This is a genomic window from Moritella sp. PE36 (genome assembly GCF_000170855.1).
GTDB lineage: Bacteria > Pseudomonadota > Gammaproteobacteria > Enterobacterales > Moritellaceae > Moritella.
Genome location: NZ_ABCQ01000023.1, coordinates 47,574 through 60,903, shown reverse-complemented (window position 1 = coordinate 60,903; position 13,330 = coordinate 47,574). Strand labels below are relative to the sequence as shown.

General features: G+C 40.1%; 11 protein-coding genes. 6 read left to right on the top strand and 5 right to left on the bottom strand.

The genetic code is table 11. The features are described from left to right. The 4 genes from lon to PE36_RS13735 form a co-directional block, all read left to right on the top strand. Window positions 1-2,227 (top strand): endopeptidase La (gene lon, locus PE36_RS13750; protein WP_006032651.1); only part of this gene is annotated, 2,227 nt, incomplete at its 5' end. 129 nt (window positions 2,228-2,356) lie between these two features. Further along, window positions 2,357-2,632, top strand: coding sequence for an HU family DNA-binding protein (locus PE36_RS13745; protein WP_006032650.1), 276 nt, complete (start codon window positions 2,357-2,359; stop codon window positions 2,630-2,632). 87 nt (window positions 2,633-2,719) lie between these two features. Then, on the top strand, window positions 2,720-4,630 hold the full coding sequence (locus PE36_RS13740) for a SurA N-terminal domain-containing protein (RefSeq protein WP_006032649.1): 1,911 nt from the start codon (window positions 2,720-2,722) through the stop codon (window positions 4,628-4,630). 295 nt (window positions 4,631-4,925) lie between these two features. Continuing rightward, window positions 4,926-5,237 carry a DUF2850 domain-containing protein gene (locus tag PE36_RS13735; protein ID WP_232286588.1) on the top strand — a complete coding sequence of 104 codons (312 nt, stop codon included), beginning with the start codon at window positions 4,926-4,928 and terminating at the stop codon, window positions 5,235-5,237. A gap of 44 nt (window positions 5,238-5,281) precedes the next feature. Here the strand turns inward: PE36_RS13735 and PE36_RS13730 are convergent, their stop codons facing one another. The 5 genes from PE36_RS13730 to sapA are packed head-to-tail and all read right to left on the bottom strand — an operon-like array spanning window position 5,282 to window position 10,548. Further along, window positions 5,282-6,106 (bottom strand): ABC transporter ATP-binding protein, encoded by an 825-nt coding sequence (locus tag PE36_RS13730; RefSeq protein ID WP_006032647.1) that lies wholly within the window; start codon window positions 6,104-6,106, stop codon window positions 5,282-5,284. After that, window positions 6,091-7,104, bottom strand: coding sequence for an oligopeptide/dipeptide ABC transporter ATP-binding protein (locus tag PE36_RS13725; protein WP_006032646.1), 1,014 nt, complete (start codon window positions 7,102-7,104; stop codon window positions 6,091-6,093). The genes PE36_RS13730 and PE36_RS13725 overlap by 16 nt, the downstream gene beginning before the upstream one ends. Continuing rightward, on the bottom strand, window positions 7,104-7,994 hold the full coding sequence (locus tag PE36_RS13720) for an ABC transporter permease subunit (RefSeq protein WP_006032645.1): 891 nt from the start codon (window positions 7,992-7,994) through the stop codon (window positions 7,104-7,106). Before PE36_RS13720 ends, PE36_RS13725 begins: the two co-directional genes overlap by 1 nt. Beyond that, the gene (locus tag PE36_RS13715) at window positions 7,981-8,946 is read right to left on the bottom strand and encodes an ABC transporter permease subunit (RefSeq protein WP_043994535.1); all 966 of its coding nucleotides are present in this window, start codon (window positions 8,944-8,946) and stop codon (window positions 7,981-7,983) included. The genes PE36_RS13720 and PE36_RS13715 overlap by 14 nt, the downstream gene beginning before the upstream one ends. A 3-nt stretch (window positions 8,947-8,949) precedes the next feature. Next, a complete protein-coding gene (sapA, locus tag PE36_RS13710) occupies window positions 8,950-10,548 on the bottom strand; it encodes an ABC transporter substrate-binding protein SapA (RefSeq protein WP_232286587.1) in 1,599 nt (532 codons plus the stop codon). A 304-nt stretch (window positions 10,549-10,852) separates the two neighbouring features. Between sapA and tyrR the strand changes: the two genes are divergently transcribed. Then, window positions 10,853-12,421 carry a transcriptional regulator TyrR gene (gene tyrR / locus PE36_RS13705; RefSeq protein ID WP_006032642.1) on the top strand — a complete coding sequence of 523 codons (1,569 nt, stop codon included), beginning with the start codon at window positions 10,853-10,855 and terminating at the stop codon, window positions 12,419-12,421. A gap of 168 nt (window positions 12,422-12,589) precedes the next feature. Then, window positions 12,590-13,294: a DUF3108 domain-containing protein gene (locus PE36_RS13700; protein WP_043994534.1), complete on the top strand. Its 705-nt coding sequence runs from the start codon at window positions 12,590-12,592 to the stop codon at window positions 13,292-13,294. Window positions 13,295-13,330 lie beyond the last annotated feature (36 nt).

Sequence of the window (13,330 nt, the reverse complement as noted above, 5' to 3'; positions counted from 1 at the left end):
CGCAATGGATACAGATAAACAAATATTTTTAGTTGCACAAAAAGATGCAGCTCAAGATGATCCCCAAGTTGACGACCTGCATAGCGTGGGTACAGTCGCTAATATTTTACAAATGTTGAAATTGCCTGATGGCACGGTCAAAGTATTGGTCGAAGGCACACAAAGAGCAAAATTAAATAGCTTGAGTGATACCAATGATTATTTTCAAGCCGAGATTGAATATATTATCTCTGAATCAGTATCTGATGAAGAAGAAGATGTAATCATTCGATCGGCCATTGGCCAGTTTGAAGGTTATATAAAACTAAATAAAAAGATCCCTGCTGAAGTTTTAACCTCAGTGGCGGCGATCGACGAAGCTGCGCGTCTTGCAGATACAATGGCTGCACATATGCCATTAAAATTAGAAGACAAGCAAGTGGTGTTAGAACTGAGTAACGTTACAGAACGTCTTGAGTTCCTAATGGCACAAATGGAATCTGAAATCGACCTATTACACGTTGAAAAGAAAATTCGTACGCGTGTTAAAAAACAGATGGAAAAAAGCCAACGCGAATACTATTTGAATGAGCAAATGAAAGCGATTCAAAAAGAGCTTGGCGAGTCTGAAGATGGTGTTGATGAATTTGAACAATTGGCTGAGAAGATTGAGCAAGCACACATGCCTGCTGAACCGAAAAATAAGACCATCGCTGAGTTAAATAAATTAAAAATGATGTCACCTATGTCTGCAGAAGCCACTGTAGTGCGTAGTTATATCGATTGGATGATTTCAGTTCCTTGGAAGAAACGTTCAAAAGTTAAAAAAGACATTGCGAAGGCTTTAGAAGTACTGGATGCAGACCATTATGGTTTGGATAAAGTAAAAGAACGTATTCTAGAGTATCTAGCGGTGCAAAGCCGAGTGAATAAACTTAAAGGTCCAATCCTTTGTCTTGTTGGTCCTCCAGGTGTGGGTAAAACATCTTTAGGTCAGTCTATTGCGAAAGCAACAGGGCGTAAGTATGTGCGTATGGCACTGGGTGGCGTACGTGATGAAGCGGAAATCCGTGGACATCGCCGTACTTATATTGGCTCTATGCCAGGTAAAATCATTCAGAAAATGGCGAAAGTTGAAGTGCGTAACCCACTCTTCTTGTTAGATGAAATCGACAAGATGGCGTCGGATATGCGTGGTGATCCGGCATCGGCATTATTGGAAGTTTTAGATCCAGAACAAAATACAACGTTTAATGATCACTATCTAGAGGTTGATTACGATCTGTCTGATGTGATGTTTGTTGCGACATCTAATTCGATGAACATTCCTGGTCCGCTACTTGACCGTATGGAAGTGATCCGTTTATCGGGTTATACCGAAGATGAAAAACTCAATATTGCTAAACGGCATTTACTGGACAAGCAAATTGAGCGTAATGGTTTAAAACAAAAAGAAATTAGCATTGACCATAGCGCGATCATGGGCATTATCCGTTATTACACTCGCGAAGCGGGCGTGCGTTCACTTGAGCGTGAAATTTCAAAACTATGCCGTAAAGCAGTGAAGCAAATATTGCTGAACAAATCACTTAAGTCAGTGACGATCAATCAAGATAATTTATCTGAATATTTAGGTGTACAAGTCTTTGATTTTGGTAAAGCTGAAGGTGAAAGTCGTGTCGGTCAAGTAACAGGTCTGGCGTGGACAGAAGTTGGTGGTGAGTTATTGACTATCGAAACTACATCTGTTCCTGGTAAAGGCAAGCTGAACTACACCGGATCATTAGGTGAAGTGATGCAAGAATCTATTCAAGCTGCGATGACGGTTGTTCGCTCTCGAGCGGATAAGTTACGTATCAATGGCGACTTTTATGAAAAACGTGACATTCATGTGCATGTGCCTGAAGGTGCGACACCAAAAGACGGTCCAAGTGCGGGTATTGCTATGTGCACAGCGCTGGTGTCTAGCTTAACGGGTAATCCTGTCCGTGCAAACGTTGCAATGACAGGTGAGATCACGTTAAGAGGTGAAGTATTACCCATTGGCGGCTTGAAAGAGAAACTACTCGCTGCACATCGTGGTGGTATCAAGTGTGTCTTGATTCCAAAAGACAATGAACGTGATTTAGAAGAGATCCCTGCCAATGTAATTGGTGATCTTGAGATTCATCCTGTTCGTTGGATTGAGGAAGTACTAGAGCTTGCGCTAGAGAATAGTCCCGCTGGTTTTGAAGTGGTAACAAAATAGTGTGATTGCTTTAGGTTAGAGTGTCTATCCAGACTTGAATAGTCACTCTAACCTTGTTATAAACGCAATTGAAGTTAGTCCTGTTTATGTTCGATTATGTATATAAATAACCAAGATTAGGGGAAGAAAGTGAATAAAGCTCAACTGATAGATTGTGTTGCCGCTAAAGCTGATATTTCTAAAGCCGCTGCTGGCCGTGCTATTGATGCAATGATTGAATCTGTAACAGAAACACTCGTAACAGAAGAGTCTGTTACGTTAGTGGGTTTTGGTACTTTTAGTGTACGAGATCGTGCGGCACGTACTGGCCGTAATCCACAAACAGGCGCAGAAATCCAAATAGCAGCATCTAAGCTTCCAGCATTTAAAGCCGGAAAATTATTAAAAGATGCATTGAAGTCTTAAGCTATTGGTTTTAATTTTTGAGTAAGGACGCACCATGAGGTGCGTTTTTATTGTTATTTACTGTATTGCAGTTTAGAGAATACAATTATGTTAGAAAAGTTTCGCGAAGGTTCACAAGGACCGGGTGCTAAGATTATTTTAGGCGCAGTGATCGTTACGTTTGCCCTTGCTGGTGTAAGTAGTTATCTAGGTGGTGGTAGTAATCAATCCGCTGCGACAGTGAATGGCGTCGATATTTCAACGCAAGCACTTGAAAATCAAGTTAGAACTGATCGTTCTCGCTTAGAGTCTCAACAAGGTGAATCATTTGCCGTGCGTTGGGAACAACCAGAATTTCAAAATCAAGTACGTCAACAGTCATTAAATACGTTAATTGCGCAAAATTTATTACAGCAAATGACAAATGATTTAGCGTTAAGCATTGGTGATGAGAAGATCCGTGGTTATATTTTTGCAATGCAAGAATTCCAAACGGATGGTGTTTTTAATGATGAGCGATACATCAGTTTGTTACGCCAAAATGGCATGACACCAGCACAATTCGTTGAACGTCTACGCGTTGATTTTGCCCAACAACAATTGACTGATGCATTAGTCAACTCTGAATTTAGTTTACCAAATGAAGTGAAGCAATTAGCGGCATTACAAAATCAACAACGTGAACTAAGCCAACTTATCGTACCAGCAAATAAATTTGCAGCTGATATTGTGGTAACGGATGCTGAAGTTAATAGTTACTATGAAGACAGCAAAGCTTTCTTTCAAACGCCGCAACAAGCGTCTGTGGACTATATCTTAGTTGATATGAAGAACATCAGTGCTGGTATTGAATTAGACGCAGATGCGGCTGAAAATTACTATAACGAACACTTATCATCTTATACTCAAGAAGATAAGCGTAAAGTGGCGCATATCCTTGTTGCATTCAATGATGATGAATCTGCTGCACAAGAAAAAGCACAAGACTTATTAACACAAATTCAATCTGGTGCAGATTTTGCTGAGTTAGCTAAGACATCATCTGATGATACGTTTAGCGGTGAAAATGGCGGTGAACTGGATTGGTTAGAAAAAGATATCATGGATCCGGCATTCGAAACGGCTGCATTTGCACTGCAGAATGACGGTGACGTAACGACTGAGCTAGTGCGCAGTGATTTTGGTTTTCATATCATTAAACTATTAGCGGTTGAATCGGGTAAAGTAAAAGCATTTACAGACGTTAAAACCACAATTGAAACGCGTTTGAAAAATGAGCAAGCTGTTTCCCATTTTGATGAGTTAGCTGAAACATTAGCAGAACAAGCATTTGAAGTACCTGATTCACTGGATGTTGCATCTGAAGAAACAGGTTTAACAATTGTGTCAACAGAGCTATTTTCTGCGAATGCGATCCCTGCACCCTTGAATGATCCAAGAGTTGCTGCCACGCTATTCGATCAAGATTTTATCGCCGAAGCGTTAAACTCTGAAATCATTAACATATCTGATGAGCAAAGTATTGTTGTTCGTATTAATGAATACAAACCACAAACGACGAAAGCATTGGCAGAGGTTAATGATGAAATCGTTGCACGCTTAACAGCAACAAAAGCAGAACAAAAAGCGTTAAGCTTCATGACCTCTGTATCAGCGAAAATTAACGCGGGTGAAAGTGTTGTTGCTGAGCTAGCGAGTATGGATGCAAGCTTTACTGCACCAGAATGGTTAAGTCGCTTTGATTATTCAAAAGCAGATTTTAAAGTATTGAGCAAGTTATTCTCAATGCCAAAACCGGCTGCAGAGCAAGCAAGTATTGCAACTGAAACATCACTTAACGGCGATGTGACATTGCTTAAATTCTCGTCTGTTCGTGATGCTAAAATCAATGCTGAAGAAGCTGCTCGTTTAGCTGATACACTAAAAAATATGAATGCTCAGGCAGACTATGACATGTTGATACAAACGCTGATCAAAGCAGCTGATGTATCTTACCCTGTAGTTGACGCCGCAGAGTAAACATAACTAGCGTGATTTATTTAGTTCCTGTCAGAGGATTCACTAAGTAGTTTAAATAATCTCGGTGTAATTTTATATTGCATCGAGATTTTTTCTTTTACTCCCCTTTACCTATTAATTATGCCAGTTTACCACCTATAATTATGAATTATGAATTATGAATTATGAATTATGAATTATGAATTATGAATTATGAATTATGAATTATGACTTATGACTAAAAATGGTGGCGATGATTAAATACATTCTTATTTTTATTATGATGATTAGCCTCTTGGTTGCAGGGGGATGGTTTTTGTTACCAAAAGATAACCCGATCTTAGGTGAATGGGTCTCGACCGATGAAATATACGGCAAGCCAGAACGATTAGTTTTTACCGAATTCGGTATGTTTAAAGCTGGTCGTCATGTGCCCGCTGATTTTGACATTTCCCGTAAAAAAGTGACTGTGACGACGAATACGGCAACGACTGAATATTTAATGGTGAGTGAAAATATGATGAAGCAGCGTGTGCCACGTCAAACATGGCGTTTTTTCTTACGCATCGATGCTTTGGAAGACATAAAAGAGGCGCTAGATAAGAGAGAAGTTAGTCGCTACAATTAAAATTAATAACGATTAGCTGTGAGCATGATTTAGCGTAATAGCAATCATCGACGGTGTTTTTTCATCGCGTATTGATTCGATAATATTTGTCCGCACAATGCCGCTGTTGGTTGAGAGAATAGTTGTTCGGTTCGACCTTGCTCGATACATTCTCCTTGATGCATCACAATCAATTTATCACTTATATGCTTTACTAAGCCCATATTATGGGTAACAACGATATAGGAAATACCAATTGTTTTTTGTAGCTCTAACATCAAGTTAATCATCTGTGAGCGCAATGAAATATCCAGTGTTGATAGCGTATCATCAGCAATAATAATTTTTGGATTTAAAATAAGGGCTCTGGCCAGTGCAATACGTTGTTTTTGTCCACTTGATAACATCGGGGGATAGAAGGTCGCGTATTCAGGTAACAAGCCAACCAAACGTAATGTTTCGGTGATCTTCTCTGCCCGTTTGGCTTCGGACATATCGGTATTCAATTGCAATGGTGCATCCAAAATTTGGCCTACACTCGTACGGGGATTGAGTGACGTTTCAGGATCTTGAAACACCATTCTGATCGAACGACAACGTAAATCAGTATTACTGTCATCGAGTTTACGGCCATCTATATACATATTACCAGTCGTCGGCTTTATAATACCGGCAAGTAACCGTGCCAGAGTTGACTTACCCGAACCTGTTTCACCAATAATCGCGAGTGTTTCTGAACGATTTAAACTAAATGAAATATCATGGACCGCAACGACTTCTTGGCGTTTGAAAAATCCGGTTGGATTGATAAAGGTCTTACCCAATTTTTCTACACGAAATAAAGGCTGCACACGCGTTGTCGCAGCGATGTCGATTATTTTTTCTGACATTTCTTACCTTTTAATTCATCTGCATTTAACGGAAAATGGCAACTAAACATATGGCCTTTTATTTTTTGCATGGGTGGTGTGACTACGCAGTTTTTTTGGGCATTAGGACAGCGCGGCCCCAGTCGGCAACCAATGGGTAAATGGTGTAAGAGCGGAACCTGCCCAGCCAAGGTACTTAACCGTCCTTTATGTGGCACTTGGCTAAAATCGGGATTAGCTCGTAATAATGCCGCAGTATAAGGATGGTGGGTATGATTAAACACTTGATCTATCGTGCCACTTTCAACCATTTGCCCACAGTACATCACGGTTATATTATCTGCTAACAAACTCACTGTTTCTAAATCGTGGCTAATCAGAAGAATAGTGGTATGGGATAACTTATTTAGTTTATCGAGTAAACGTAAAATTTGATTCTGCGTTTTAGGTTCCATTGCTGTTGTCGGCTCATCAGCAATCAATAGGCGGGGTTTTTTCGCAATGGCCATCGCTATCATCACTTTTTGACAAAGCCCTTCAGAGAGCTCAAAAGGGTAGCTATTCATCACCTTTTTATGATCTTTTACACCGACTTTATGCAGTAGGGCAATAGCTTGTTTTTTACGCCAGTTAAAGCGCTGCCAAAAATGGCCGGTAAACTGATCACACGGGATGGCCTCTGCAAGCTGATCACCGGTTTTTTCTGATGGGTCTAAATGTGCGGCTGCATCTTGAAAGATCATGCCGATTTCTTTACCCATTACCCTACGGCGTTGTACTGAGGTTAAATTAAGTAAATCAATATCACCGAGCCGTAAGCGGTCAGCTCGAACACGCCAGTTCTCTTTGGTAATGCCCATAATTGCTTTTGCAACAAGACTTTTTCCGGAACCTGATTCACCTACCAGTCCACGTATTTCACCATCACTCAGGGTAAGGTTAAATTTATCAACCGCTTTTAAAGTACCTTGCGGTGTGACAATTTCAATGGTGAGATTTCGAATATCGAGTAGTGCCATTAATCAACCCCTGCAATCACAGATTGTCTTAAACTTTCGCCAACGATATTAATAATGAAGATCGTCACTAAAATAGCTAACCCAGGTAGTATGACAGTCCAAGGTGCAATAAATACCAGATCGGTTGCACCTGATAACATCGTGCCCCACTCAGAAAGAGGACGCTGTGCACCTAAGCCCAAAAAGCCTAATGCACTTATATCAATTATAGCTGATGAGATCGCGCGAGTAAGTAAGTTAACCAGTGTTTCAATGATATTTGGGAATACCCCATAACGAATAATACGGTAGTGATTAGCCCCATCGAGTTTGAGCGCAACGATGTACTCTTTTTGCAGTTCTTGGTAAACCGACAGATACACACCACGAATAAATTGTGGAATCGAAGCTAATAAAATAGCTAATAAACTGTGGTCCAAGCCCGGCCCAAGCACTGAGATAAAGATGATTGCTAATAATAGTGACGGGATTGATAACGCCGTATCCATAATATGATGCAAGGTACTTGATAATAGGCCACGGCTGATAGCGGCGGTAATACCAATTGTCGTCCCTATAACCAAGGCGATAAAGCTAATGATTAGCGCGTTGCCAAAGGTTAAGCGCAAACCATATAATAATCGAGACAGCACATCTCTGCCTAAATCATCGGTACCAAAGAAGTAATCAACGGTACCTTGATCATCCCATGACGGTGGTTGCAACAATAAATGTGCTTGTCGTATATCAGGTTCATGAGGGGCGATTAAAGGTGCAAAAACCATTAAGAAAAGCAAAAAACCAAGCGCCCATAACGCGGCCATCGCAATTTGCTGTGATGAATAATGCTTCCAGGTTTGTTCTGTAGGCGACAGAATATGTTCATCCGCAAAGATATTAATGTTGGGCATAAAGTTCTTTCCTGCGAATTGGATGAATGACAACCGTTAATATTTCGGTTAATACATTTGCTGTGACCACAAAAATTGCCACAGTTAACATACCACCTTGGATGGCTGCAAAGTCTTGTTGATAAATACTGTTAATCAACCAACGGCCAATACCTGGCCATGAGAACACCGCTTCAGTGACCATTGCCGTGGTTAATACCGTACTAAATTGCAGGCCGAGGTGCGGGATCATGTTGGGAATGGCATTACGCAGCACGTGGCGCATAATAATTTCGGTTTTGCTTAAGCCTTTACTGGCGGCGGCTTTAATGTATTTTTGCTTCATGACATCACTGACGTGATTACGCATTTGACGAATAACTTCGGTGGTCGGTACGGTCGCTAAGACAATCGTAGGCAGCAATAAGTGTTTAAGCGCATCGTAAAATGCCTCTTGGCTATGCGGGTTATCTGAAATAAGGGTATCGATAAGCATAAAGCCGGTAACTGAATCAATCTCATAGAGTAAGTTCAGTCGGCCTGTTACCGGCAGCCAATCCCAGTTAAGAGCGAAGTACATCATCACTAATGATGCTAACCAGAACACCGGAATTGAAAAGATAAACAGCGAGATGCCCATTATGGTGCTATCAAGTGAACTGCCTCGTCGCATACCCGCAATCGTACCAATAGGCACGCCAATCGTTATCGATAGAATGAAGGCACTGAAACAAAGTTCTAATGTGGCGGGAAAGACGGTTAATATCTCATCCAGAACAGGCTGACCGGTACCACTGGTAACGCCTAAATCACCTTGTGCTATTGCCATCAAATAATCGAAATAATTACTGAATAAATTGCCATCTAAGGGCAAGTCACCAGGAATACGACTACGTAGATAAAAACCAATAACGGTTAATGCCATTACGGTAATGACCAGTAGATTAATCCGTCTTATTATATAAAAAAACATGTGTTATTGCCGTTCTGTATTAATGAAATTGATACCACCGAAAGCGGTCGTTTCAACGCCTTTTAGGCCACTGGTATAGGCATGTAAGCGTAATGAGTGTGCCAGTGGAATAAGGGGTAATTCTTGTTGAATAATTTCTTGGGCGCGATAATAGAGCGTTACGCGTTCAATGTATTCTGTTTCAGTCACCGCTTGGTTAATCAAATCATCGAATTCTGAATTACACCAACGGGTATAATTAGAGCCAGTGTTAATCGCGTTGCAACTTAATTGGAAGCGGAAGAAATTATCTGGATCATTATTATCTGCAACCCAACCCAATAGGTAACTATCATATTCACCCTGTTGTAATTTCTTTTCCATGAGTTGCCACTCATATTTAATGATTTTTGCTTCGATACCGATTTGCGCTAACTCTGATTGAATAAGCTCAGCCATTTTTACCGCATCCGGATTATAAACTTGAGATGATTTTAGTGCCAAGATATTCATTTTAAAACCATTTGGATAACCAGCCTCAGTGATTAATTGACGTGCATAGGCAAGGTTGTATTTATAACTTTTTAGATATGGGTTATAAGCCCAAGATACCGGCGGTAATATCGACTTGGCATTGACACCTGTATTGTAATAAACAGCTTGTAGTAAGGTTTCTTGGTTGATTGTATGGGCGAGTGCTCGGCGGATCTTGGGATTATCAAACGGCGCTTGCTCAGAATTAAATGCCCAATAAGCCACATTTAAACCCGTTTCAACGGATATTTTAACGCGGTCATGTTTACTGATCATCTCCACTTGGCTCGCCGCTGGATAAGCCATAATATCACATTCTTTAGTCAGTAATTTCGCTAATCGAGAGGATGCATTCGGGGTGATATCAAAAATTAAGTGTTCGATCTTGGCGTTATCGCCCCAATAATCATCGTGTCTTTGATAGCGAATAAAGTTATCAGTACGGTATTCTTTAAACTTAAATGGACCGGTACCAATCGGCAGGTTATCTATATCGATTTGTTTGTTTAACGCGATTAAAGTGTCGCCATACTCAGCAGATAAAATAACACTAAAATCGCTGGCTAAATTGGCAATAAATGAGGAATCAGGTAATACCAGCTTAAATTCAATCGTGTAATCATCAATTTTTAGCAGTGATTGGATCTGCTGATCGAGTTCAATGCCCTCAAAAAAAGGATAACCATTAGCAGAGACGTCATGATAAGGATGTTTCTTATCTAATATTCGAGCAAAGCTGAAAATGACATCATCGGCATTAAACGGTCGTGTCGGGGTAAAATAATCAGTTTGATGAAAACGAACGTTTTTCCGTAAAAAAAAGCGGTAAGAGAGGCGATCTTCAGATACTTCCCAGTCGATGGCTAATCCAGCTTTGAATTGCTGAGTATTTGGATCGATAAAGAGCAGACGATTGTATAGCTGGCTCGTCGTTGCATCAAGGGTCACATTGGATGTGGCAGTTTGCGGGTTAAATGAACTGGGGCTTCCCTCTGTGCAATAAGCCAGACCGTTTTGTTTAATTTGGGTTTGCTCACCACACGCTGTTAACAACAAAAGCACGGTTAGAGGCAGTATAGTTTTAATCAAATTTAGAATATGCATATTTTTTTATCACGATTACTCACCTTGCTAATTTATCATTAAGACAATGTTCAACCAAGCTAATCTACGTATTTTACACCATAATAGTTAAATTTATTGATATATGAGATAAAAGTCGATTCATATCAGCCTGTTTTGCTGCAAAAGGGTATTATTTAGCAATATTATCAGGCGATGATTAGCAGCATCTATTTCGCTTGTCACAATATGGTCTGATACATTTTTAGTGGCGTTGATACTGCCGTTTACATGCTATTATAGGCGCATAGTATTTTATGGTGGTACAGTAATGCGTTTGGAATTAGTTTGTGAAGATAGAGTGGGTATTAGTCGAGAGATCCTTGATTGTTTTTTAGCGCGAGATATTAATTTATCGGCGATTGAGATCCAACAGCCTGACCGGATATTTATTAAATCACCGAACCTAGAATTTTCTGACTTGCAGGCGTTGATGGCGAATCTTCGCCGAATTAGCGGCGTCTGTGATGTTAAAACAGTCAGCTATTTACCTTCTGAACTTGAGCATCAAGAAATACAAACCTTGATGACTAACTTACCTGATATTGTATTTTCGGTGGATGTAAAAGGTTTAGTGTCTTTGGTTAATACACCCGCATTGACTGCGCTTGGACTTTTGGAGTCGCAAGTGAAAGGGCATTGTATCAGCAATTTTGTCAAAGGATTTTCAATTACTAAGTGGCTAGAGTCAGAGGAAGTCTGCGCGCAAACACAAAAACTAACCTTACTAGATGAAGATTTTTTTGGTGATATTCTGCCCCTCAGTATTAGCAGTGATGTTAATCAAGTGACGTTATCCAAAGCCGCCGTTAGCGTAAAACCACACGAACTCGTTGGCGCAGTGATCATTCTTAAATCGGTTGACCGTATTGGTAAACAATTTAATTTCTTACGTACTTTTCAATTTGCGGCATTTGATGAGATTTTCGCCAAAAGCGACAAAATGAATAAGTTAATCAATACCGCGAAAAAGTTTGCCATACTCGATGCGCCGTTAATGATTTTAGGTGAGACTGGTGCGGGTAAAGAACTTATTGCTAAAGCCTGTCACCAAGCAAGTGGGCGCTCACAACATCAATTTTTAGCACTAAACTGTGCCGCGGTACCTGATGCTGTCGCAGAATCTGAATTGTTTGGTGTGGTTACTGATGACGGCGAAACTAAGCGTGGCATTTTTGAACTCGCCAATGAAGGTTCTGTACTGTTGGATGAAATCGGTGATATGTCACCGTACTTGCAAACCAAATTTTTACGTTTATTGGAAACCGGTTGCTTCCGACGCGTAGGCGATGAGCAAGAAGTACGGGTTGATGTACGTATTATTTGTACCACTCAAAATGATCTGGCTAAGTTGATCAGTGAAGGTAAATTCCGCCAAGATTTATATTATCGTTTAAATGTATTATCGATGACTGTGCCTGCGCTACGTGAACGTAAAGAAGATATTATTCCGCTTTGCCATTCGTTCTGCAGTGTATTTAGTCATGAATTACAACGTACTAAGCCTCAGTTAAGTCGTAATGTATTAGAGTTATTACAATCTTATCCTTGGCCAGGAAACGTACGTGAATTGCGTAATGTGTTATATCATGCGCTGTCCTTGTTAGAAGGGGATGTATTAAATCCGTGTGACTTGAACTTATCAGCAACAACGACTGAAACTTATGATGAAGCTTTGTTTGATGGGTCATTGGATGAAGCCTGTAAACGTTTTGAAAAATTATTATTACAGCGTTTATACCCGTCTTATCCAAGTACACGACAATTAGCCAAGCGCTTAGGCGTATCGCATACTGCCATTGCCAACAAGTTACGCGATTATAAAATCACTAAAAAATAGTAATTAGTCGCTCGCGTATTTATAGGCTAATAACGTATTTATAGACTAGATTTTATAGATCAATATGGTCATGGTTTTATAGAGCAAGAGAGTTATGGTTTTATAGGTTAAAGTCATTATAGCTCGCATCCCGCTTGTGCGAGCTACTTCTGAAGGGAGTCTGCTTTGATGAACGTTTTTTCCACATTTTTTTACACTATCGTATTTAGTATAGGAACTTATGCCATGACCGCATCTGCTGCACAGGCTGAGTTATACCCTTTTAAAGCGCAATATTCGATGTATTACAAAGATGTAAAATTTGGACATTGTGAACGTTCATTGCGCCGGTTGAATAATTTTGAATATAAATTAACCAGTACAGCGTCGGTATTACTGGGTTCGGGAAGCTATGAAAATAACTCTTGGTTTAAGTTACAAAATGGTTTGCTAACTGCGCAGCGTTATAAGCATGAAACAACGGTTATCGGCTTTAGTTCAGTGTCATCTGGTATCTTTGATGCGCAGGGCGATATTGTGATGGATTATGATGACAATCAGGTAAAGTTAAAGCTGCAATCGCATGTGATGGATATTGGTGCGATGACCATTTTGCTGCAAAATGATCTTAAATTAGGTAAACAAGCGTTCAATTACCAATGGGTATTTGAAGATAAAGTCGAAGCCATTGAGTTTGAATATCTAACCGAAGAATCGATCAATACCATATTTGGTGACATGCAAGCCGTTAAACTCAAACAAGTAACCAAGAAGAACCGCATTTCTTATTTCTGGTTTATTCCAAAACTGGATTATCAACTCGCTAAAATCGAAGTATATAAAAAAGGCAAACGTTGGGGTTATTTAAAATTATCGGATCTGTCTTTCCAATAACCTTTATCTCCTGTTTACCCTCGCTAGGCTAACCGT

Coding starts and splice junctions, on each gene's coding strand:
- PE36_RS13740 (WP_006032649.1), top strand. CDS start 2,720: ATGTTAGAAAAGTTTCGCGAAGGTTCACAAGGACCGGGTGCTAAGATT.
- PE36_RS13730 (WP_006032647.1), bottom strand. CDS start 6,106: ATGTCAGAAAAAATAATCGACATCGCTGCGACAACGCGTGTGCAGCCT.
- PE36_RS13725 (WP_006032646.1), bottom strand. CDS start 7,104: ATGGCACTACTCGATATTCGAAATCTCACCATTGAAATTGTCACACCG.
- PE36_RS13720 (WP_006032645.1), bottom strand. CDS start 7,994: ATGCCCAACATTAATATCTTTGCGGATGAACATATTCTGTCGCCTACA.
- PE36_RS13715 (WP_043994535.1), bottom strand. CDS start 8,946: ATGTTTTTTTATATAATAAGACGGATTAATCTACTGGTCATTACCGTA.
- tyrR (WP_006032642.1), top strand. CDS start 10,853: ATGCGTTTGGAATTAGTTTGTGAAGATAGAGTGGGTATTAGTCGAGAG.
- PE36_RS13700 (WP_043994534.1), top strand. CDS start 12,590: ATGAACGTTTTTTCCACATTTTTTTACACTATCGTATTTAGTATAGGA.